This window comes from Thalassovita mangrovi, from assembly GCF_009857745.1.
Taxonomy (GTDB): domain Bacteria; phylum Pseudomonadota; class Alphaproteobacteria; order Rhodobacterales; family Rhodobacteraceae; genus Thalassobius; species Thalassobius mangrovi.
Map to the genome: position 1 here is coordinate 151,729 of NZ_WWEN01000009.1, position 20,844 is coordinate 172,572.

The 20,844-nt window shown below is 64.1% G+C and carries 23 protein-coding genes and 1 riboswitch; of the genes, 22 read left to right on the forward strand and 1 reads right to left on the reverse strand.

Annotated elements, in window-relative coordinates; translation table 11 throughout:
- Positions 1–64 precede the first annotated feature (64 nt).
- From GR167_RS17685 to metK, 8 genes are all read left to right on the forward strand, one after another.
- A complete protein-coding gene (locus tag GR167_RS17685; RefSeq protein ID WP_160975061.1) occupies positions 65–1,987 on the forward strand; it encodes a calcium-binding protein in 1,923 nt (640 codons plus the stop codon).
- 292 nt (positions 1,988–2,279) lie between these two features.
- Complete coding sequence (locus GR167_RS17690; protein ID WP_235916010.1) at positions 2,280–2,801, forward strand: OmpA family protein; 522 nt, start codon at positions 2,280–2,282, stop codon at positions 2,799–2,801.
- 21 nt (positions 2,802–2,822) lie between these two features.
- A complete protein-coding gene (locus tag GR167_RS17695) occupies positions 2,823–3,137 on the forward strand; it encodes a hypothetical protein (protein ID WP_160975062.1) in 315 nt (104 codons plus the stop codon).
- A gap of 144 nt (positions 3,138–3,281) precedes the next feature.
- A complete protein-coding gene (locus GR167_RS17700) occupies positions 3,282–4,292 on the forward strand; it encodes a PhoH family protein (RefSeq protein WP_160975063.1) in 1,011 nt (336 codons plus the stop codon).
- A 65-nt stretch (positions 4,293–4,357) separates the two neighbouring features.
- Complete coding sequence (ybeY, locus tag GR167_RS17705) at positions 4,358–4,876, forward strand: rRNA maturation RNase YbeY (protein WP_160975064.1); 519 nt, start codon at positions 4,358–4,360, stop codon at positions 4,874–4,876.
- Between the two features lie 35 nt (positions 4,877–4,911).
- Positions 4,912–5,802, forward strand: a complete 891-nt coding sequence (locus tag GR167_RS17710) for a hemolysin family protein (RefSeq protein WP_160975065.1) — start codon at positions 4,912–4,914, stop codon at positions 5,800–5,802.
- Positions 5,803–5,805: 3 nt separating this feature from the next.
- Entirely contained in the window at positions 5,806–7,347 is a 1,542-nt protein-coding gene (gene lnt / locus GR167_RS17715) for an apolipoprotein N-acyltransferase (protein WP_370741340.1), read from the forward strand.
- A gap of 32 nt (positions 7,348–7,379) precedes the next feature.
- A riboswitch (SAM-SAH riboswitch) is annotated at positions 7,380–7,428 on the forward strand.
- A 6-nt stretch (positions 7,429–7,434) separates the two neighbouring features.
- The gene (metK, locus tag GR167_RS17720; RefSeq protein ID WP_160975066.1) at positions 7,435–8,616 is read left to right on the forward strand and encodes a methionine adenosyltransferase; all 1,182 of its coding nucleotides are present in this window, start codon (positions 7,435–7,437) and stop codon (positions 8,614–8,616) included.
- Between the two features lie 111 nt (positions 8,617–8,727).
- Here the strand turns inward: metK and GR167_RS17725 are convergent, their stop codons facing one another.
- Positions 8,728–9,153, reverse strand: coding sequence for a DoxX family protein (locus GR167_RS17725; RefSeq protein WP_160975067.1), 426 nt, complete (start codon positions 9,151–9,153; stop codon positions 8,728–8,730).
- A 224-nt stretch (positions 9,154–9,377) separates the two neighbouring features.
- Between GR167_RS17725 and trmB the strand changes: the two genes are divergently transcribed.
- From trmB to GR167_RS17795, 14 genes are all read left to right on the forward strand, one after another.
- Positions 9,378–10,091: a tRNA (guanosine(46)-N7)-methyltransferase TrmB gene (gene trmB / locus GR167_RS17730; protein ID WP_160975068.1), complete on the forward strand. Its 714-nt coding sequence runs from the start codon at positions 9,378–9,380 to the stop codon at positions 10,089–10,091.
- A gap of 204 nt (positions 10,092–10,295) precedes the next feature.
- Positions 10,296–11,648 (forward strand): 3-phosphoshikimate 1-carboxyvinyltransferase, encoded by a 1,353-nt coding sequence (aroA, locus tag GR167_RS17735; RefSeq protein WP_160975069.1) that lies wholly within the window; start codon positions 10,296–10,298, stop codon positions 11,646–11,648.
- A gap of 5 nt (positions 11,649–11,653) precedes the next feature.
- The gene (locus GR167_RS17740) at positions 11,654–12,181 is read left to right on the forward strand and encodes a hypothetical protein (RefSeq protein ID WP_160975070.1); all 528 of its coding nucleotides are present in this window, start codon (positions 11,654–11,656) and stop codon (positions 12,179–12,181) included.
- A gap of 31 nt (positions 12,182–12,212) precedes the next feature.
- Positions 12,213–12,707 carry a hypothetical protein gene (locus tag GR167_RS17745; RefSeq protein WP_160975071.1) on the forward strand — a complete coding sequence of 165 codons (495 nt, stop codon included), beginning with the start codon at positions 12,213–12,215 and terminating at the stop codon, positions 12,705–12,707.
- Positions 12,692–13,099: a GFA family protein gene (locus GR167_RS17750; protein WP_212770027.1), complete on the forward strand. Its 408-nt coding sequence runs from the start codon at positions 12,692–12,694 to the stop codon at positions 13,097–13,099. The genes GR167_RS17745 and GR167_RS17750 overlap by 16 nt, the downstream gene beginning before the upstream one ends.
- The gene (gene cmk / locus GR167_RS17755) at positions 13,099–13,713 is read left to right on the forward strand and encodes a (d)CMP kinase (protein WP_160975072.1); all 615 of its coding nucleotides are present in this window, start codon (positions 13,099–13,101) and stop codon (positions 13,711–13,713) included. Before GR167_RS17750 ends, cmk begins: the two co-directional genes overlap by 1 nt.
- 29 nt (positions 13,714–13,742) lie before the next feature.
- Entirely contained in the window at positions 13,743–14,744 is a 1,002-nt protein-coding gene (locus GR167_RS17760; RefSeq protein ID WP_160975073.1) for an aldo/keto reductase, read from the forward strand.
- Positions 14,745–15,037: 293 nt separating this feature from the next.
- Positions 15,038–16,717, forward strand: coding sequence for a 30S ribosomal protein S1 (gene rpsA / locus GR167_RS17765; protein ID WP_160975074.1), 1,680 nt, complete (start codon positions 15,038–15,040; stop codon positions 16,715–16,717).
- Positions 16,718–17,138: 421 nt separating this feature from the next.
- Complete coding sequence (ihfB, locus tag GR167_RS17770; protein WP_160975075.1) at positions 17,139–17,420, forward strand: integration host factor subunit beta; 282 nt, start codon at positions 17,139–17,141, stop codon at positions 17,418–17,420.
- A 7-nt stretch (positions 17,421–17,427) separates the two neighbouring features.
- A complete protein-coding gene (locus GR167_RS17775; protein ID WP_160975076.1) occupies positions 17,428–17,784 on the forward strand; it encodes a lipopolysaccharide assembly protein LapA domain-containing protein in 357 nt (118 codons plus the stop codon).
- A gap of 7 nt (positions 17,785–17,791) precedes the next feature.
- On the forward strand, positions 17,792–18,439 hold the full coding sequence (locus GR167_RS17780) for a phosphoribosylanthranilate isomerase (protein WP_160975077.1): 648 nt from the start codon (positions 17,792–17,794) through the stop codon (positions 18,437–18,439).
- Positions 18,440–18,486: 47 nt separating this feature from the next.
- Positions 18,487–18,747, forward strand: coding sequence for an N-(5'-phosphoribosyl)anthranilate isomerase (locus tag GR167_RS17785; RefSeq protein ID WP_160975078.1), 261 nt, complete (start codon positions 18,487–18,489; stop codon positions 18,745–18,747).
- 122 nt (positions 18,748–18,869) lie between these two features.
- Positions 18,870–20,111, forward strand: a complete 1,242-nt coding sequence (trpB, locus tag GR167_RS17790; RefSeq protein ID WP_160975079.1) for a tryptophan synthase subunit beta — start codon at positions 18,870–18,872, stop codon at positions 20,109–20,111.
- Between the two features lie 340 nt (positions 20,112–20,451).
- Entirely contained in the window at positions 20,452–20,808 is a 357-nt protein-coding gene (locus GR167_RS17795) for a hypothetical protein (protein ID WP_160975080.1), read from the forward strand.
- Positions 20,809–20,844: the final 36 nt, after the last annotated feature.

Sequence of the window (20,844 nt, forward strand, 5' to 3'; positions counted from 1 at the left end):
TCTTCGATACCCGGGCGGCGGCGCCCGGGTTTTTCAAAAGATATCTTTATCGGAGAGGTGTATTATGCTTCTGACCTATTACGGGTATTATCAGAATTTCATCAGTGACGCCGTTTTCAATTCCAGCGGTGTCCTGGACATCGACCTGATCAGCAACAGCGCGACGCAGGTCGTTCTCGAACAGCCGGAAAGCGGCATCGTGACCACGCTCACCGGCACCGGGTTCACCTTTTCCGGCGACGATCCGACCGGCGGGACCATCACCGGCTTCAGCTTTGAAACCTCCGACGGCGACACCATTGCCGAGGTTTCGGGGATCAGCTGGGGCCTTGTCGACTATAACGACGCCCTGGCCGCGATCGACGAAAGCAGCAATGGCGCGCCGATGGGCGCTTTGCTCAGTACCAGCGCGATCACCCTCGACGCCAGCGGCGCGGGCGACGGGTTCAACATGGGCGACTGGAGCCTCCTCGCGCCCCATATCACCGCTGACATGACCATTACCGGCAGCCCGCTGGACGACAACCTGTATGGCGGCGCGGGCGACGATGCGATCGATCCCGGCGCCAATGAAGGCTACGACCAGATCCACGGCAGCGCCGGCGATGACAGTTTCGATTTCGGCCAGGCCGACGAGATCAGCTATTACGACATCATTTATGACCAGTTGGAAACCGGGATCACCGCGACGATCGATGCCGTGGCGCGCACCGGAACGGTGACCAGCAACGGTGATACCGATACCTTCACCAACCTCGCCGCGGCGCTGACCCATGGCGGCATCGGGATCATCGGCAGCACCCATGACGACACGTTCAACATCACCTTGGCCGAGGATGCCTGGGTGGGCTTCGGCGGCGGCGCCGGCAATGACACCTACAACGTGACGGTGGACGGCGGTGGCCGGTTGTTCTTCAACTGGGATGGCATCGACGGGCCCGATCAGGGCGTGGTGGCCGACCTGACCACCGGGGTGATCAGCAATGACGGATTGGGCGGTACGGATCAGCTCAATATCCTGGGCGGGGCCGAATGGCTGGAAATCCGCACCACCGATTACAACGATTCCATCCTCGGCAGTTCGCGCGGCGAAAGCTTCATCCTGGAACAGGGCGACGATACGCTGGATGGCGGCGGCGGCACCGACCGGGTGCGCTATGACCGCTCCGGCGTAACCGCGGTCGAGGTCGACCTGGACGCGGGCACCGCCACCGGGCTGTGGGACGGCAACGCCTTCACCCACCACCTGAGCAATGTCGAATATATCCGCGGGTCGCTGGAAGGCAACGACACGCTGCTGGGCCAGAACGGGGTCGATATCTTCGAAGGGCGCGGCGGCAATGACAGCATGAACGGCCATGCCGGCGACGACCGGCTGTATGGCGAAGACGGCACCGATACGCTGATCGGCGAGGACGGCAACGACACCCTGGTCGGCGGCAGCAGCGAAAACGACCTGCGCGACAACATCTATGGCGGCAACGGCGCCGACGATATCGATGGCGGCTACGGCAATGACGAATTGCGCGGCGATGCGGGTAACGACACGATTGTGGGCGGCTTCGGCGCCGACACCGTGCTGGGTGGCGACGATGACGATGCGCTGACCGGGCAGGCCTGGGGCGACTTGCTGTTCGGCGGCAATGGCGACGACTTCATCAATGGCGGTTATGGCTACGACCGGGTGAACGGCGGCGACGGCGCCGACGCCTTCTTCCATCTCGGGGTGGCCGGGCACGGGTCGGACTGGATCCAGGATTACGACGCCTCCGAGGGCGATTACCTGCAATATGGCGGCTCCGGCGCGTCGCTCGACCAGTTCCGGGTCAATTACGGCAACACGGACGGTGCCGGGGCGGCGGATGTGGACGAAGCCTTCGTGATCTATCAGCCGACCGGGCAGATTCTCTGGGCGCTGGTGGATGGCGGCGCGCAGCAGCAGATCAACCTGATGATCGGCTCCACCGTCTACGATCTGTTGGCCTGACCCCGCCGGGCTGAGGGCGCGATCCGGTCCCATTGGTGCCAATTTTCCCGGATTGGCGCCAATGGGGGCTATTTTGTGTTACTGTTGCCAATTTCGACGCAATATCTAGTGAATTTACCTTCACTTAACCTACAAAGGTGCTACACTCCGCCCATTCATTTGCGTCGGGTACCGCATTAATTGCTGCCAAATTCAGCGGGCCCCGGGGGGTAACAACACGAAGGACAGGGCTGTGGCGAAAATGATTTCCAAAGCATTTCGTACCGCTTTCGCTTGCGCCGTCGTTTCAGCCATGGGGATCACGGGCACGGCGCAATTCGCCGCCGCCCAGGAAGCCGGCGAGACGACGATCCGTGGCGAAGAATATTTGCCGACCATCTGGATCGATCCCGATGGCTGCGAACACTGGGTGATGGATGACGGCGCCGAGGGCTACATGAGCCCGCATGTGACCCGCGAAGGCATCCCGGTCTGCCGCCGTGGCAATGTCTGCGGCGTGATGAACAGCGATCAGCTGTTCGCCACCGATAAATACAGCATCAACGCTGCGGGCCGCGCCCGGCTGGAGGATTTCTTCCGCCAGTCGCAGGCGCGCGCCTATATCATCGCCGGTCACACCGACAGCCGCGCCTCGGACGCCTATAACATGCGGCTGAGCTACAACCGCGCCAACGCGGTAGCCCGCATCGCCAACGGTGTCGGCGCCAAGGTCGTCGATGTGCGCGGCTATGGCGAACGGATGCCGAAAGCGTCGAATGCGACCGCCGCCGGCATGCAGCAGAACCGCCGCGTCGAAATCATCTGCATCCGCTGATCGAGCGAGGGAGAAACACACATGACTTTGGGCAAAGCCATCATCGCTCTCGCGCTGTTCGGTACGCTGGCCGGCTGCGAAGTGGCGGGCCACGGCACCGTCGGTTCGGACAAGACCCGCGACCGCGGCTTCGACGCGAAACATCTCAGCCAGCTGAAGGCCGGTATCTGGGTCGATCCCAACGGCTGCGATCACTGGATCATCGACGACGGCGTCGAAGGCTACCTGTCGCAGCGGCTGGACAAATACGGCAAGCCGGTCTGCTCCGGCGCGGCGCCTCCGGGCACCGCCACCGGCCCGTTCAAGCAGGGCAGCGAATTCCCCGACTATTTGTGATCCCCGGGGATCCGACTTCGAAAGCCGCCGGTTTCAGCGCCGGCGGTTTTTTTATGCCGGTTTGATGACAATCGACCACAATATCTTGCGTGAACCCTGCGAAGTTGGCACCATCAGGGTACAATCAGATGCAAGGAGTCGTGCTTGTCCGACAGCGTGTTGATCCCGCCCACCGATCCCGAAAGCCTCAGCGAAGCGGTTCTGGAATTTCCCGATAATCGTTTGCTGATAGACCTTTGCGGCGAATATGATCGCAACCTGGCCGCCATCGAGCAGAAACTGGGCGTGCATATCCTGCGCCGCGGCAACCATCTGTCGATTCACGGCGAAACCGGCGCGGTGGCGGAATGCGAAACCGTGCTGCAGGGGCTTTACGAACGGCTGGAGGCGGGGCGCGCGGTGGAAACCGGCGATATCGACCGCGAAATCCGCATGGGATCTTCTGAGGCCGAAACCGGCACGCGCGACGGCGACCAGCTGGAAATGTTCCGTGGCGGCAAGGTCGAAATCAAGACCCGCAAGAAACTGGTCGAACCGCGTACCGAGGCGCAGAAAGCCTATGTGCAGAACCTGTTCGCCAATGAAATGGCTTTCGGCATCGGCCCGGCCGGCACCGGCAAGACCTACCTGGCCGTCGCCGTGGGCGTGTCGATGTTCATCGACGGCGCGGTGGACCGCATCATCCTGGCCCGCCCGGCGGTGGAAGCGGGCGAAAAACTGGGCTACCTGCCCGGCGACATGAAGGAAAAGGTCGACCCCTACATGCAGCCGCTCTACGACGCGCTGAACGATTTCCTGCCCGGCAAGCAGACCGCCAAGCTGATCGAGGAAAAGCGCATCGAAATCGCGCCGCTGGCCTTCATGCGCGGCCGCACCCTGGCCAACGCCTTCGTGGTGCTCGACGAGGCGCAGAACGCCACCTCGATGCAGATGAAGATGTTCCTGACCCGCCTGGGCGAGGGATCGCGCATGGTGATCACCGGCGACCGCAGCCAGGTCGACCTGCCGCGCGGCGTCTCTTCCGGGTTGCACGATGCCGAACGGCTGCTGAAACATATCCCCAGGATCAGCTTCAACTATTTCACCGCCAAGGACGTGGTCCGCCACCCCCTTGTCGCCGCCATCATCGAAGCCTATGAGGCCGACGAAGCCTGATCCCTTCTTCTTGGGGCAAATACTCCGGGGGTGTGGGGGCAGGCCCCCACATGCGACGGTAAGAGATGCTGACCGATACGATTCTGGAAGACGACCGCTGGCAGGACGCGGATCTCGAAACCCTGGCCGAGGTGGCGGCGCGCGCCGCGCTGGCCCGGCTCGGCCTCGACCCCGAGCGGTTCGAGATTGCCGTGCTGGGCTGCGACGACGCCCGGATTGCCGAGCTCAACGCCGATTTCCGCGAAAAACCGACACCCACCAACGTGCTGAGCTGGCCCAGCGAGGAGCGCGGCGCGCAGGTCGACGGGGACATGCCGGACATCCCCGAGACCGGACCGCAAGGGACGGGCGAGGGCCCGCCGGAGGAGCTCGGCGATATCGCCATCGCCTTTGAAACCTGCACCCGCGAGGCCAGCGAGGCGGGTAAACCGCTGGCCGATCACATCACCCATCTGGTGGTCCATGCCACCCTGCACCTGCTGGGCTTCGACCATATCCGTGACAAGGATGCCACGTTGATGGAAGGGTTGGAGAGTGAAATACTTGGCAAAATGGGGTTGCCTGACCCATATATGGAAAAATAGGCGGGTGAGACACCCGTCCAGGTTGGAAAGGTAAGATGGGCGACAGTACCGACGGCTCTTCTATGGCGGCGCACAGCGCGCAGTCATCGGACAATTCGAATACCCCCGGTTTCTTCCGGCGTGTCCTTGCGGCACTCGGCCCCGAGGCGTCAGGCGAAACCACCCCCACGGGCGGGGATATACAAATCACGGCATCGGGAAATCGCGCACCGGACCTGCAATCGCTGGGCCGGGTGCGGGTCAACGACGTGGCGGTCCCCAAGGCCGATATCGTCGCGGTTCCCGCCGATATCTCGAAATCCGAACTGGTCGAACAGTTCCGCGAAACCGGGTTTTCCCGGCTGCCGGTCTATGACGGTACGCTGGACACGCCGCTGGGCATGGTCCACCTGAAGGATTTCGCGCTCAGCTACGGCTTCAGCGGCTGCGACGAGAAGGATCTCGACCTGCGCGGGCTGTTGCGCCCGCTGCTGTTCGTGCCGCCCTCGATGTCGATCGGGGTGCTGTTGCAGAAGATGCAAAGCGAACGGCGCCACATGGCGCTGGTGATCGACGAATATGGCGGTGTCGACGGGCTGGTCACGATCGAGGACCTGATCGAGGAAGTCGTCGGCGAGATCGAGGACGAACACGACACCGACGAAGACCGCCTGTGGGTCAGCGAAAAGCCCGGCCAATACCTGGCGCTGGCGAAAACGCCGCTGGATGAATTCGAGGCCGAAACCGGCGTGTCGCTGACCGAGACCGACGAGGTCGACGAGGAAGAAATCGACACGCTGGGCGGGCTGGTCTTCATGCTGGCGGGTCGGGTGCCGGTGCGCGGCGAGGTGGTGCAACACCCCGCGGGCCCCGAATTCGAAGTGGTCGATGCCGATCCGCGCCGCATCAAGCGGCTGCGGGTGCGGCTGAAGAACGTCGCGTCCTGACCGGTGCCGCGCCCGGTTTCCCCGCTTCGGGCGCTGGCCCCGCATCTTGAAAGCTGGCTGCGCGGGCTTGGCCCGCGCCGGCGCATGGGCGTTGCGGCGGTCTTCGGGGCGCTGGCGGCCACCGGCCAGGCGCCGTTCGATCTGTGGCAACTGGCGCTTGTGGGCTTTGCCGGGCTTTATTCGGTGTTCCTGACCGCGGGGACGGCGCGGCGGGCGGGCTGGGCCGGGTGGGCCGGGGGGACCGGCTATTTCGCGCTGGCCCTGTGCTGGATCGTTGAACCCTTCCTGGTCGACATCGCCCGGCATGGCTGGATGGCGCCGTTTGCGCTTTTGTTCATGGCCGCCGGGCTGGCGCTGTTCTGGGGCGCCGCCATGATGCTGGCGCACCGGCTGGGGCGGGGGGCGATCGTCTGGATCGGCGCGCTGGCGCTGGCGGAACTGGTGCGATCCTATGTGTTCACCGGGTTTCCCTGGGCGCTGATCGGCCATATCTGGATCCCCACCGCGATGGCGCAATGGGCGGGGTTCGTCGGCCCGCACGGGCTGAGCCTGATCGCGCTGGCCTCTGCCGTGGCGCTGCGCCAGTTGTTTACCGCCCATCCGGCCAGGGCCGTCGTTCCGGTGCTGCTGCTGGCGGGGCTGTTCGCGGGCGGGGCGTATCTGGCCGCCTCGGGCCCCGCGCCGCGCGCCGCGCCGGTGGTGCGGCTGATCCAGCCCAACGCGCCGCAGCATCAGAAATGGGATCCCGATTACGTCCCGATCTTCTTCCGCCGACTGGTCGAGGCCACCGCGGCCGATCCGCGCCCCGACCTGATCGTGTGGCCGGAAACATCCGTGCCGGTCTACCTGGAATATGCCGAGGAAACGCTGAAGGTGATCGCCGAGGCCGCCAGTGGCGTGCCGGTCGTCCTGGGCGCGCAGCGCGAGGAAGGGGAGCGCATCTTCAACTCGGCGGCGGTGCTGGACGGGCAGGGCAGGATCGCCCAGGTCTATGACAAGCACCACCTGGTGCCCTTCGGCGAATACGTGCCCTTGGGCGATCTGATGGCGCGGTTCGGCATTCACGGCATGGCGGCGCGCGAAGGCGCGGGATTTTCCGCCGGTCCCGGCCCGGCGCTGTTCGATCTGGGTGCGCTTGGCACCGCGCTGCCGCTGATCTGTTACGAGGCGGTGTTCCCGCAGGATGTCGGCGCCGCGCCGCAGCGGCCGGGTTTCCTGCTGCAGATCACCAACGATGCGTGGTTCGGGCGGTTTTCCGGCCCCTATCAGCACCTGTCGCAGGCGCGGCTGCGCGCGATCGAGCAGGGGCTGCCGATGGTGCGGGTCGCCAATACCGGCGTGTCGGCGGTGATCGACGCGCGCGGCCGGATAACCGGCTCCGTGCCGTTGGGGTTGTCGGGGTGGATCGACCTGCCGTTGCCCGAAGCATTGCCGCCTACGATCTATGCGCGAATAGGCGACTTATTTGCCGCAGGCGCTATCCTAGCGCTTTTTCTGGCCGTTATTGGCAATAAGGCGCTGCAAAACGGCCGAAAAGCCGATTGACCCGGTGGGTCGGCGCGCGTAACGAATATGTATCCCCGTCACAACGGCTACCTGGCGTGGCGGGCAGACTCTAATGGAGCACTATTCATGTCACGACAGAACTACATTTTCACTTCCGAATCCGTTTCGGAAGGACACCCGGATAAGGTCTGCGACCGGATTTCCGACGCGGTGCTGGACGCGTTCCTGGCCGAGGAACCCGAGGCGCGCGTCGCCTGCGAAACCTTCGCGACCACCAACCGGGTCGTCATCGGCGGCGAGGTGGGTCTGTCTGACCAGTCGAAGCTGACCGAATACATGGGCAAGATCGACGGTATCGCCCGCGACTGCATCAAGGACATCGGTTACGAGCAGGACAAGTTCCACTGGAAGACGGTGGAGATCACCAACCTGCTGCACGAACAATCGGCCCATATCGCCCAGGGCGTCGACGCCGCCGACGACAAGGACGAGGGCGCGGGCGACCAGGGCATCATGTTCGGCTATGCCACCAACGAAACCGAGGCGCTGATGCCGGCGCCGATCCAGTATTCCCACGCGATCCTGCGCCGCTTGGCCGAGGCGCGCAAATCCGGCGCCGAGCCGACCCTGCGCCCGGATGCGAAATCGCAGATTTCGGTGCGCTACGAGAACGGCAAGCCGGTGGGCGTGTCCTCGATCGTGCTGTCGACCCAGCACGCCGAGGAAGACCAGACCAGCGATCATATCCGCGAAATCGTCGAGCCTTACATCCGCGAAGTGCTGCCCGAGGGCTGGATCACCCGCGAAACCCAGTGGTGGGTGAACCCGACCGGCAAATTCGTCATCGGCGGCCCCGATGGCGACGCGGGCCTGACGGGTCGCAAGATCATCGTCGACACCTATGGCGGCGCGGCACCGCATGGCGGCGGCGCGTTTTCCGGCAAGGACCCGACCAAGGTGGACCGCTCGGCGGCCTATGCGGCGCGCTACCTGGCGAAAAACGTGGTCGCGGCGGGTCTGGCGGAACGCTGCACGATCCAGCTGAGCTATGCGATCGGCGTGTCGCATCCGCTGTCGATCTATGCCGACCTGCACGGCACCGGCGATATCGAGGCGGCGGCGATCGAACTGGCGATCCCGCAGGTGATGGACCTGACCCCGCGCGGCATCCGCACCCACCTGTCGCTGAACCGTCCGATCTATTCGCGCACCGCCGCTTACGGCCATTTCGGCCGCGCGCCGGAGGCCGATGGCGGCTTCAGCTGGGAAAAGACCGACCTGGTCGAGGCGCTGAAAGCGGCGCTCTGATCGGGGCGTCGTCGAGAACAGAAAACGGGGCGGAAAATGTTGCATTTTCCGCCCCTTTTTTTTTGAATTCCGGACCCTGCGCGGGCGCGCAGGGCTGGGTCTTGGTAGGGATTATTCCGCCGGAACCGCGGCGGCGGTGCTGCGATTGTCCAGCGCGTAGCGGCCCGCGCCGAGCGCCACGATCATCAGCATGCCGCCGGCGATGCTGATATTCTTCATGAACATGATGGTCTGGGTCTGCGCTTCCATCCCTTCCATGCCGAGCGACGGCAGGTAGTGGAACAGGAAGCCCGACACCAGCGAGAAGCCCGCCAGCAGGAAGGCCACGATACGGGTCTGCCAGCCCAGCAGCAGCGCGATGCCACCGCCCAGTTCGGTCAGGATGACCAGCGGCAGCAGCCCGCCGGGCACGCCCATCATTTCCATATAGCCCTGGGTGCCGGCATAGCCGGTGATTTTCTGCGCCCCGGCGACGATGAAGATCAGCGCGAGGAAGAGCCGGCCCAGCGGCGCGGCGTAGCTTTGGTATTGGGTCATCGGAGAAGGTCCTTTCAAGATCTCTGGTCCGCCCATGCCGGGCGTCATGGTTAAGATGCCTCTGTGCCCTCGCGCAGAAAATTCGGATAAATCTGACAGTGATTGTTCGTATGCGCACAATAGTGCGGGGGCGGGGCGGTTCTTGGGGGCGTCCGTCGCGCGCTTTACCATTCGGTGCAAGCTGGCAATTGTGAATCGCGCCCATCCGGGCTAAAGGGCGCGCCATGACCTCTTCGAACAAGCATCCCAAGGCGCCCTGGCGCAACTTCTATGGCCGGATTCACGGCAAGACGCTGAATCAGGCGCAGAAGGATTATCTGGACGAGGACCTTGCCGCCCTGTCGCCCGGCGCGGTGGGCTGGGAGGAAAATCCCGCGCGCGAACCGATCGACATGGCCGAACGGTTCCACGGCAAACCTGTCTGGCTGGAAATCGGCTTCGGCGGTGGCGAGCACATGGTGCATATGGCCGAGACCTATCCGGAGGTCGAAATCATCGGCTGCGAACCGTTCATCAACGGCGTCGCGATGCTGCTGGGCAAGATCCGGCGGCTGGGCACCCAGAACGTGGCGGTGCATCCCGGCGATGCGCGCGACCTCTTTGACGTGCTGCCCGATGCCTCGATCGACAAGGCGTTCCTGCTCTACCCCGATCCCTGGCCGAAGAAGCGCCATCACCGCCGCCGGTTCGTGACGCAGGAATACCTGCAGCCGCTGAACCGGGTGCTGAAGCCCGGGGCGATTTTCCGGGTGGCGACGGATATTCCCGATTACGTGCGCCAGACGCTGGAAGAGGTGCCGAAAGCCGGGTTCGAGTGGCTGGCCGAGGGTCCTTCCGATTGGCGTGAGCCGTGGGGGGACTGGCTGTCCACCCGTTACGAGCAGAAGGCGCTGCGCGAGGGGCGGGTGCCGCATTATCTGACCTTCCGCAAGCGGTGAGCTGCGTGCTTTTTTGAGTATTTGAACCAAGAAGAAGCAGCGGGTCGTTTGGTCGGGTCTGCTGCGGTTTTTTAGGCGTGCCTTCCGTGACGCTGTGCGGGCGGCGCAGACGCGCTTGCGGGTATTTGAACCAAGATGAAGCCAGCCGATGGACGCCCCTTCGGCTTTGGGCTATCACGCGGTCAGGTTTTGAGGAGAGCTTTCATGTCAGGCCACGGCACCCCGATCCCGATGACATCGCGCAAATGCGGACCCTTGAAGGGCGAGGCGCATGTGCCCGGCGACAAGTCGATCAGCCACCGATCGCTGATCCTTGGCGCTATGGCGGTTGGGGAAACGGTGATCACCGGGCTGCTGGAAGGCGAGGACGTGCTGGACACGGCCAAGGCGATGCGCGCCTTCGGGGCCGAGGTGACGCGCGACGATGACGGCACCTGGCATGTGCATGGCGTCGGTGTCGGAGGTTTCGCCGAGCCCGGGAATGTAATCGATTGCGGCAATTCGGGCACCGGGGTGCGGCTGATCATGGGGGCGATGGCGACATCGCCGATCACGGCGACCTTCACCGGCGATGCCAGCCTGAACAAGCGGCCGATGGCGCGGGTGACCGATCCGCTGGCTTTGTTCGGCACGCTGGCGGTGGGCCGCGCCGGTGGGCGCCTGCCGATGACCATCGTGGGTGCCGCCGATCCGGTGCCGGTGCGCTACGAAGTGCCGGTGCCGTCGGCGCAGGTGAAATCGGCGGTGTTGCTGGCGGGGCTGAATGCGCCGGGCAAAACGGTGGTGATCGAGAAGGAAGCGACCCGCGATCATACCGAGCGGATGCTGGCGGGGTTCGGTGCGGAGATCACGACGGAAGTGACAGATGCGGGCCGGGTCATCACCCTGACCGGGCGGCCCGAGCTGAAGTCGCAGAGTATCGTGGTGCCGCGCGATCCTTCCTCGGCGGCCTTCCCGGTTTGCGCGGCGCTGATCGTGCCGGGATCGGACGTGTTGGTGCCCAATATCGGGCTGAACCCAACCCGGGCCGGGCTGTTCTATACGCTGCAGGATATGGGCGCGGACCTGACATTCGAGAACATGCGCGAAGAGGGCGGCGAGCCGGTGGCGGACCTGCGGGCGAAGTTTTCGCCCGAGCTGAAAGGCGTCGAGGTGCCGCCTGAACGTGCCGCCAGCATGATCGACGAATATCCCGTATTGTCGGTGGTCGCGGCATTCGCGCAGGGCGACACGGTGATGCGCGGGGTGAAGGAATTACGCGTCAAGGAGAGCGATCGGATCGAGGCGATGGCCACGGGTCTGCGCGCGGGCGGGGTCGAGGTCGAGGACGGGCCGGATTGGTGGATCGTCAAGGGGCGCGGCCATGGCAAGGTGCCGGGCGGTGTGACTTGTGCCAGCCACCTGGATCACCGGATCGCGATGAGCTTCCTGGTGATGGGCATGGCGTCCGAGGCGCCGGTCAGCGTCGATGACGGCAGCCCGATCGCCACCTCCTTCCCGATCTTCGAGGGGTTGATGGCGGATCTGGGCGCGCGGGTCGAGCGCAGCAACAGGTAAGCATGATGGCGCGGCTGTTCTGGTTCCTGTTCGCGCTGGCCATGATCATCTACACGGCGATGGTCGCCTGGACCTTGCCGGAAATTTCCCAATCGGCTGGCGGATTGCCCGCCTTCGATCTGCGGCCCAAGGGGTATTCCGCGGAAGAAGGCCGGGCCTTCTTGTCTGCCTTGAGCGACGCGGGAAGGGCGCTTTATCTCGGGCCGCAGGCGCTTCTCGATCTGGCCTATCCGGCGTTGCTGGCGGCGGTGTTGTCGCTGGGGGCGCATCTGATGCTACGCCCGGGTTTCCGCTGGCTGCGATGGGCGACGGCGGCGGCGGCGATTGCCGGGTCCGGCTGCGATTATCTTGAGAACATGCTGGTGCGCGGGATGCTGCGGGCCGACCCGGCGGCGGTGACGGATTGGGCGTTGCGCGCCTCCAGCACCGCGACGATACTGAAATCGGCGTTTTCGACGCTCGCCTTTACCCTGTTTCTGGTGTCGCTGGCGGTTTGGGCCGCACGGCGCCTCAGAAGAAAGCCGGTTTCATGACGCATTCATTCCTCACCGCGGCGGACGCGCCATGACCCGGGTGCAGCCGGCCTGGCTGGGGTTGACGCTGGTGACGGCGGCGGTTTACGCGATCCTGCTGTGGCTGGGGGCGCGCTATCTTTACGCGGGGCCGGACCGGTTGCCGCCCTTCGACGCGCGGGTGCTGGGCTATTCGGCGCAGGCGGCGCGGGAGTATCTGGCGGCGCTTGGTCCCGATCAGGTCAGGATTTACACCGGGCCGATGCATTGGATCGACACGCTGTTCCCGCCGCTTCTGGGCGTCTGGATCTGGATCACGCTGCGCTGGCTGGGCGCGGCGCGCGCGGTCTGGCTGGCGCCGCTTTACGTGCTGGTGGACTGGAGTGAAAACGCGCTGGTGGGCAGGATGCTGGAGGCCGGAGCGCAGGGCGTGAGCGATGGATTGGTGGCCTGGGCCAGCGCGGCGACGGCGGTGAAATTCGCGGCCCTGGCGCTGGCGCTGATCGCGGCGGGCCATGCCGGATTGCGCCGATGGGGCAAGCTGTGAGGCGGGGCAGCTGCCTGTGCGGGGACATCCGGTATGAGGTCGAGGCCGAATTCGGCCCTGCCACCGCCTGCCATTGCATCCAGTGCCGCAAGGCGACCGGCAGTTATTCCATCGCCGCCCCGGTGCCGCGCGACAGCCTGAGCATAAAGGGCGATCCGCGCTGGTTCGAATCGTCCCCCGGGACAAGGCGCGGCTTTTGCCCCGATTGCGGGTCCTACCTGTTCTGGGATGAAGGCGACGGGTCGATCTGGGTCTCGCTGGGCACGGTCGATGGTGCGACCGGAACGCGGGTGGAAAACCACATCTTCTGCGCCTACAAGGGCGATTACGAAAACCTGACCGACGCGGTGCCGCATCATCGCGAAGGCTGGTCCAGCGAGGAGATAGAGTAATGGCCTTCACCATAGCAATCGACGGCCCGGCAGCGGCGGGCAAGGGCACCATTTCCAAGGCGGTGGCGGCGCATTACGGCTTTGCCCATCTCGATACCGGGCTGCTCTATCGCGCGGTGGGCGCGCGGATGCTGGACGGGGTGGAACCGACCCTGGCAGCGCAGACCCTGCGGGCGGAGGATCTGGAAGCAACCAACCTGCGCACCCATGAGGTGGCGCAGGCCGCCAGCAAGGTCGCGGCGATCCCCGAGGTGCGCGAGGCGCTGGTCGATTTCCAGCGCGCCTTCGCCCGCCGGCAGGGCGGCGCGGTTCTGGACGGGCGCGACATCGGCACGGTGATCTGCCCCGAGGCCGAGGCGAAGCTGTTCGTCACTGCCAGCGCCGAGGTGCGGGCCGAGCGGCGGTTCAAGGAATTGCAGGGCAAGGGATCGGAGCTGAGCTTCGAGCAGGTCCTGGCCGAGGTGAAGGAACGCGACGCGCGCGACGCGGAACGTGCCAGCGCGCCGATGAAGGCGGCGGAAGATGCGGTGCTGATCGACACGTCGGAGCTGAGCATCGAGGCGGCCATCGCGGCGGCCATCGAAGAGATCGAAAAACGCAGGCACGCGGATTGACGCGGTGCCGCAGAGCTGAGGGAAAAGACATGCAGATCAGGAAACTTGGGGCAAACGGGGCGGACGTATCGTCGCTTGGCATCGGCGCGATGAGCTTTGCCAATTTCTATGGGCCGACGACGGATGAAAATTCCTACGCCATTCTCGACGCGGCGATGGAGGCCGGGGTTACCCATATCGACACCTCCAATGTCTATGGCATGGGCCGGTCGGAAACCGCCATCGGCGAGTTCCTGAAATCCCGTGGGCAAGAGGCACGCGATCATTTCGTCATCGCCACCAAGGCGGGGATTTCCAAGGATGCCGACGGCAACCGCGTTTTCGACAACTCGCCGGAACATTTCGAGGCCGAGCTGGACAAGAGCCTGGCACGGCTGGGCGTCGAGTGCGTCGATCTGTTCTACATGCACCGCTACCAGGCCGAGCGCCCGATCGAGGAAGTGGCCGAGGCGCTGGCGGCGCTGGTGAAGAAGGGCAAGACCAAGTCCATCGGCCTGTCGGAAATCGCGCCCAGCACCCTGCGCCGGGCGGCGGCGGTGCATCCCATCGCGGCAGTGCAGTCGGAATATTCGCTGGCCACCCGCGCGCCGGAACTGGGCCTGCTGCAGGCCTGCGAGGAACTGGGCACCGCCTTCGTGGCGTTTTCGCCGGTGGGCCGGTCCTTCCTGACCGACGATCCGATCCCGGCCTCCCGCGTGCCCGAGCTGGAGTTCCTGAAGGTGAACCCGCGCTTCAAGCAGCCCAATTACGATTACAACATCGCCGCGACCGATGCGTTCCGCGCGCTGGCGGCGGAAATGGGAATGCCGGCGGCGTCGCTGGCGATTGCCTGGACGCTGCACAAGGGCGATCACATGCTGCCGATCCCCGGCACCCGCTCGACCGCGCATTTCGCCGAACTGGTCAAGGGCGCCGAGGTGGTGCTGAGCGATACGGACGTCGTGCGGATCGAACAGGTGCTGCCGGTGGGCTGGGCCTATGGCGACCGCTATTCGGCGGGCCAATGGGTCGGGCCGGAACGGTTCAGCTGATCGGGGCGGGGTGAAAGCCCCCTCCCTTCCGGCTGTAGGAGGGAGCGACCCGCGGCAAGGATGCGCTCAGGACCTTGCCTGCTTGCTGTTCAGGCTTGCAAACGAGCACGACAGGATTTATAGAGCGCCTTGTCGATAAGGCTTAGAGCCATAAAATAAAGAGATCGAGCAGGGTCGGGATCACCGGCCCTCTTTGTTTTGTGCACGGCCCGAAGACCAACGATTAACCCCAAGACCGGCGGAGACAACCGCATGGCCAGTTACATCGATACCTAGAAGGATAGAAACGCTACATGGCGAATACATCGATGGAGGAATTCGAAGCCCTCCTTAACGAAAGCTTCGAAATGGACACCCCCGAAGAGGGTTCGGTTGTCAAAGGCAAGGTCATCGCGATCGAAGCGGGCCAGGCCATCATCGACGTCGGCTACAAAATGGAAGGCCGCGTTGATCTGAAAGAATTCGCAAATCCCGGTGAAGCGCCCGAAATCGCCGTTGGCGACGAGGTCGAGGTTTACCTGCGCTCGGCCGAAAACGCGCGTGGCGAAGCGGTCATCAGCCGCGAAATGGCCCGCCGCGAAGAAGCCTGGGATCGTCTGGAAAAGGCATATGCCGACGAACTGCGCGTCGAAGGCGCGATCTTCGGCCGCGTCAAGGGTGGCTTCACCGTCGACCTGGGCGGCGCCGTGGCCTTCCTGCCCGGTTCGCAAGTTGACGTCCGCCCCGTGCGCGACGCCGGCCCGCTGATGGGTCTGAAGCAGCCGTTCCAGATCCTGAAAATGGACCGTCGCCGTGGCAACATCGTCGTGTCGCGCCGCGCCATCCTGGAAGAAAGCCGCGCCGAACAGCGCGCCGAAGTCATCGGCAAGCTGTCCGAGGGCGACACCGTGGAAGGCGTAGTCAAGAACATCACCGAATACGGTGCGTTCGTTGACCTGGGCGGCGTTGACGGCCTGCTGCACGTCACCGACATGGCATGGCGCCGTGTGAACCACCCGTCCGAGATCCTGTCGATCGGCGAAACCGTCAAGGTTCAGGTCATCAAGATCAACAAAGACACCCACCGCATTTCGCTGGGCATGAAGCAGCTGCAGGAAGATCCGTGGGATCTGGTCGCAGCCAAGTACCCGCTGAACTCGGTGCACAAGGGCCGCGTCACCAACATCACCGATTACGGTGCGTTTGTTGAGCTGGAACCCGGTGTTGAAGGTCTGGTCCACGTGTCGGAAATGTCCTGGACCAAGAAGAACGTCCACCCCGGCAAGATCGTTTCGACCTCGCAAGAAGTCGACGTCATGGTTCTGGAAATCGACGGCGCCAAGCGTCGCGTTTCGCTGGGCCTGAAGCAGACCCAACGCAACCCGTGGGAAGTGTTCGCAGAAACCCATCCCGAGGGCACCGAGGTCGAAGGCGAAGTCAAGAACATCACCGAATTCGGTCTGTTCATCGGCCTGCCGGGCGAAATCGACGGCATGGTTCACCTGTCCGACCTGTCCTGGGACGAACGTGGTGAAGATGCGATCCAGAACTACCGCAAGGGCGATATCGTCAAGGCCGTGGTTTCGGAAGTCGATGTCGAGAAAGAGCGTATTTCGCTGTCGATCAAAGCCCTGGGCGGTGACAAGTTCGCCGAAGCGGCTGGCGGCGTGAAGCGCGGCTCGATCATCACCGTCGAAGTGACCGCGATCGAAGATGGCGGCATCGAGGTGGAATACGAAGGCATGAAGTCCTTCATCCGCCGTTCGGACCTGTCGCGTGATCGTGCCGAACAGCGCCCCGAGCGTTTCTCGGTCGGCGACAAGGTTGACGTCCGCGTCACCAATGTCGACATGAAGTCGCGCCGTCTGGGCCTGTCGATCAAGGCACGCGAGATCGCCGAAGAGAAAGAGGCCGTGGAACAGTACGGTTCGTCGGACTCGGGCGCATCGCTGGGCGACATCCTGGGCGCAGCCCTGAAGGGCGACGACGAGTAATCGTCGCCACCCCGACAAGAATGAAAGAGCCCCGCAGCCGCAAGGTTGCGGGGCTTTTTCGTGACCGGGTGCTGGAGCCTGTTTGGGCCCGTGTTCGGGGCTGAAGCAGTCTACCGCAGGGCTTTGCAGACGGGGCAGCGGGCAAGCGGAGCGCGCGTCCTGAGGCAATGAATGCGTTAACGAATTCATATGCGAATCAAGGGCTTCTCTGCACTGCGGCGGAGCGCGACGGGGTGTTCGGCGGCGTTGCCGGGGCCGCATGGCGGCCTCAATCGGCGGAAACCGGCTGCAATCAGGGCGAAAATTTCCCCCAATGGCGGTTTTCAGGCCAGCGTCTTGTTTCCCAAGACGTTCTTTCTTCCTATAGTCGGTCGAAACGCGCTATTGATGATCAATGCATTTCACGGGGGAGAGATAATCGATGATCCGTTCGGAACTGATCCAGAAAATCGCTGATGAAAACCCGCATCTCTTCCAACGCGATGTCGAAAAAATCGTGAACACCATCTTCGACGAGATCACCAGCGCCATGGCGCGGGGCGACCGGGTCGAACTGCGTGGTTTCGGCGCGTTTTCGGTCAAGCAGCGCGATGCTAGGGTAGGCCGCAACCCGCGTACCGGCGAAGCGGTCCAGGTCGAGGAAAAGCACGTGCCTTTCTTCAAGACCGGCAAGCTGCTGCGCGACCGACTGAACGGAAAGTAAACCGCCCATGCGCTATATTCGTTACGCTTTTCTCGCCACGCTTGGCGTGATCCTGGTGTCCGTGGCCCTGGCCAATCGCGGCGCGGTGACCTTGTCGCTGCTGCCCGAGGCCTTGGCCGATTTCACCGGCCTGTCCTACTCGATCGACCTGCCGCTTTTCGTGGTGATCTTCGGCGGTATCGTCGCCGGACTGCTGATCGGCTTCGTCTGGGAATGGATGCGCGAATACAAGCACCGAGCCACGGCCAGCCGCAAATCGCGCGAAGTGCACGACCTGACCCGGCAGCTGAAGCGCGAAAAGCGCCGCGCCGACACCGCCGAGCAGAAGGACGAAGTCCTGGCACTGCTGGACGAGGCATCCTGAGACCACCATGCCTTCCGACGTGAAAGTGAAGATCTGCGGGCTGCGCGACCCCGCGCATGTCGAACTCGCGGCACGCGCGGGCGCGGCCTATGTCGGTTTCGTCTTCTTCCCCAAATCGCCGCGCAATCTGAGCCTCGACGAGGCGCGCGAACTGGCTTGGGCGGCGCCGGTCGGGCTGGCCAAGGTGGCGCTGGTGGTGAATGCTGACGACGCGCAGCTGGACGCGATCAACGACCGCGTCGCCATCGACATGTGGCAACTGCACGGGTCCGAGAGCCCCGAGCGGGTTGCGGAGATCAAGAAGCGCTATGGCCTGCCGGTGATGAAGGCGGTGGGGGTCGCGACCCGTGACGACGTCGCGGCGATCGATCTTTATGCCGGGGTGGCCGATCAGTTGCTGATCGACGCCAAGGCGCCCAAGGGCGCGGACCTGCCCGGCGGGCGCGGCTTGCCCTTCGACTGGGAACTGGTGGTGCGTAAATACTGGCCCTGCCCGTGGATGCTGGCGGGCGGGCTGACGCCGGAAAACGTCGGCCGGGCGATCAACCTGACCGGCGCGCGGCAGGTCGACGTGTCCTCGGGCGTCGAAAGCGCACCGGGGGTCAAGGACCCGGCGCTGATCGAGGCCTTTATCAAGGCGGCGCTGACGGCCTGAGAATCGCGCTTAACCTGCGCTTAACCAGGAATTGGCAAGCTCGGACCATGCGAACTTTGCCTGACAAGATCGACCCCGACCATTGGATGCGCAGCGTGTTTTCATCGCGCGACGCCTGCCGTGGCGGCGTGATCAAGCGCCAGACGCGTGACATCGAGCGGATCGTCGGGCGCGACGCGTTCCTGCGCGAGGTGGAACGGCGCGGTTGGCAGGCGCTGGAAAACGGCCGTCATTTCATCATCTGCTGCAACGCCCAGCCGATCCGGCGCATCCGGTCGGGGGGATCGCCCGCGCGCGCGGGCGATTGACGCGGGCGCGCGCCCGCGTTTTGGCCCCGATGCGTCACGTCCGGGTTAATTTCTCTGCCGGGCATTTCCTTCGCGCATCGAAGTCAGTATGAAGATGCCGATGCAAATATAGGGCGCACCCGATGACCGATCTATTCAACAGCTTCATGACCGGCCCCGACGAAAAGGGCCGTTTCGGCCAGCACGGCGGGCGTTTCGTGTCCGAAACGCTGATGCCGCTGATCCTGTCGCTGGAAGAGGAATACGAGAAGGCCAAGACCGACCCGGATTTCTGGGCCGAGATGGAAGACCTGTGGAAGAACTATGTCGGCCGTCCCTCGCCGCTCTATTACGCCGAGGGGCTGACCCAGCACCTGGGCGGCGCCAAGGTCTATCTCAAGCGCGAGGAGCTGAACCACACCGGCGCGCATAAGATCAACAACGTGCTGGGCCAGATCCTGCTGGCGCGGCGCATGGGCAAGACCCGGATCATCGCCGAAACCGGCGCCGGGCAGCACGGCGTCGCCACCGCCACCGTTTGCGCCAAGTTCGGGCTGAAATGCATCGTCTACATGGGCGCCCATGACGTCGAACGGCAGAAACCCAACGTGTTCCGCATGCGCCTGCTGGGCGCCGAAGTGGTTCCCGTGACCTCGGGCCGGGGTACGCTGAAGGACGCGATGAACGACGCGCTGCGCGACTGGGTGACCAATGTGCGCGACACCTTCTATTGCATCGGCACCGTGGCCGGTCCGCATCCCTATCCGGCGATGGTGCGCGATTTCCAGGCCATCATCGGCAAGGAAACCCGCTGGCAGCTGGAAGAGCAGGAAGGCGAAGGCCGCCTGCCCGACACCATCGTTGCCGCCGTGGGCGGCGGGTCGAACGCGATGGGGCTGTTCTACCCGTTCCTCGATGACAAGTCGGTCAACATCATCGGGGTGGAGGCCGGCGGCCGCGGCGTCGACGACCGGATGGAACATTGCGCCTCGCTGACCGGTGGGCGGCCCGGCGTGCTGCACGGCAACCGCACCTACCTGCTGCAGGACGATGACGGCCAGATTCTCGAAGGTTATTCGATTTCGGCCGGGCTGGATTACCCGGGCATCGGGCCGGAACACAGCTGGCTGCACGATACCGGCCGGGCGAAATACGTGTCGATCACCGATGACGAGGCGTTGGGGGCGTTCCAGCTTCTGTGCCGGACCGAGGGCATCATTCCGGCGCTGGAATCGAGCCACGCGGTCGCCCATGTGATGAAGATCGCGCCGGAGCTGCCGAAGGATCATATCATCGTGCTCAACCTGTCTGGGCGCGGCGACAAGGATATCTTCACCGTGGCGCGCCACCTGGGCGTGGAAATCGCCGGAGAAGAGGGGCGCTGACGCGGCGGGCGGTTCATCGAATCGCCGTGGAATCCGATTTTCCGATCTCGAAAAAGGCCGGCCCGGGATGCCCGGGCCGGCCTTTTTCCATCCGCTGGTTCTTGCCGCGATAAACTGCGGTTTATTTCGCTCCGGGACGGCGTCTCAGCCGGTGTCTTTGGGCGTTTTGCGTTGATGTAACGTACTGAATTAATTCGATAAAATTGTAAACTCCGGTTTATCGGCGCGGTTTAAACCGAGGTCGAATGGCGGCTGCCCCGATTTGTCCCTTTGTTACAGCCAGACCGAACGCGGCACTGTCCCGCCGCTGTTTCGGCGAGTGTAATGAGGAGACTGATCTATGAAACTGTTTATCCCCCTGGCCGCGTCGGTTCTGGTTCTTGGCAACCAGGCGATGGCAAGCAATTCCGAAACCGCGATGCAGCGCATCAGCGCGCGGTTCATGACCTCTGTCGAGAACACTGTCGAGGCGGGTCTGCTGGCCGCGAATGAGTCCGGCGAGCGCCTGCGTGAACGTGTGCAGGAACGTGTGCAAGCGCGTGCCCACGGCGAAGACGGCGTGGGTGATCAGGAACGTGACCGCGATCGTGATCGCGACCGTGATCGCGACCGTGAGCATGCCGGGGACGACTCCGGCGAAGGCGCCGGCGAAGGTGGCCATGGCGGCGAAGGAAACGGTCACGGCAGCGACGACTGATCGTGGTGGTTTTGCGTAACCAGTGTTAGGTTAACT

Bases quoted from the DNA above. Each gene is read 5' to 3' on its own strand.
- metK (WP_160975066.1), top strand. From the start codon at position 7,435: ATGTCACGACAGAACTACATTTTCACTTCCGAATCCGTTTCGGAAGGA.
- trmB (WP_160975068.1), top strand. From the start codon at position 9,378: ATGACCTCTTCGAACAAGCATCCCAAGGCGCCCTGGCGCAACTTCTAT.
- cmk (WP_160975072.1), top strand. From the start codon at position 13,099: ATGGCCTTCACCATAGCAATCGACGGCCCGGCAGCGGCGGGCAAGGGC.
- GR167_RS17690 (WP_235916010.1), top strand. From the start codon at position 2,280: ATGGGGATCACGGGCACGGCGCAATTCGCCGCCGCCCAGGAAGCCGGC.
- GR167_RS17695 (WP_160975062.1), top strand. From the start codon at position 2,823: ATGACTTTGGGCAAAGCCATCATCGCTCTCGCGCTGTTCGGTACGCTG.
- GR167_RS17725 (WP_160975067.1), bottom strand. From the start codon at position 9,153: ATGACCCAATACCAAAGCTACGCCGCGCCGCTGGGCCGGCTCTTCCTC.
- GR167_RS17780 (WP_160975077.1), top strand. From the start codon at position 17,792: ATGCCTTCCGACGTGAAAGTGAAGATCTGCGGGCTGCGCGACCCCGCG.
- GR167_RS17775 (WP_160975076.1), top strand. From the start codon at position 17,428: ATGCGCTATATTCGTTACGCTTTTCTCGCCACGCTTGGCGTGATCCTG.
- aroA (WP_160975069.1), top strand. From the start codon at position 10,296: ATGTCAGGCCACGGCACCCCGATCCCGATGACATCGCGCAAATGCGGA.
- GR167_RS17795 (WP_160975080.1), top strand. From the start codon at position 20,452: ATGAAACTGTTTATCCCCCTGGCCGCGTCGGTTCTGGTTCTTGGCAAC.
- GR167_RS17760 (WP_160975073.1), top strand. From the start codon at position 13,743: ATGCAGATCAGGAAACTTGGGGCAAACGGGGCGGACGTATCGTCGCTT.
- GR167_RS17750 (WP_212770027.1), top strand. From the start codon at position 12,692: ATGGGGCAAGCTGTGAGGCGGGGCAGCTGCCTGTGCGGGGACATCCGG.
- GR167_RS17740 (WP_160975070.1), top strand. From the start codon at position 11,654: ATGGCGCGGCTGTTCTGGTTCCTGTTCGCGCTGGCCATGATCATCTAC.
- rpsA (WP_160975074.1), top strand. From the start codon at position 15,038: ATGGCGAATACATCGATGGAGGAATTCGAAGCCCTCCTTAACGAAAGC.
- GR167_RS17785 (WP_160975078.1), top strand. From the start codon at position 18,487: ATGCGAACTTTGCCTGACAAGATCGACCCCGACCATTGGATGCGCAGC.
- ihfB (WP_160975075.1), top strand. From the start codon at position 17,139: ATGATCCGTTCGGAACTGATCCAGAAAATCGCTGATGAAAACCCGCAT.
- trpB (WP_160975079.1), top strand. From the start codon at position 18,870: ATGACCGATCTATTCAACAGCTTCATGACCGGCCCCGACGAAAAGGGC.
- GR167_RS17685 (WP_160975061.1), top strand. From the start codon at position 65: ATGCTTCTGACCTATTACGGGTATTATCAGAATTTCATCAGTGACGCC.
- ybeY (WP_160975064.1), top strand. From the start codon at position 4,358: ATGCTGACCGATACGATTCTGGAAGACGACCGCTGGCAGGACGCGGAT.
- GR167_RS17710 (WP_160975065.1), top strand. From the start codon at position 4,912: ATGGGCGACAGTACCGACGGCTCTTCTATGGCGGCGCACAGCGCGCAG.
- GR167_RS17745 (WP_160975071.1), top strand. From the start codon at position 12,213: ATGACCCGGGTGCAGCCGGCCTGGCTGGGGTTGACGCTGGTGACGGCG.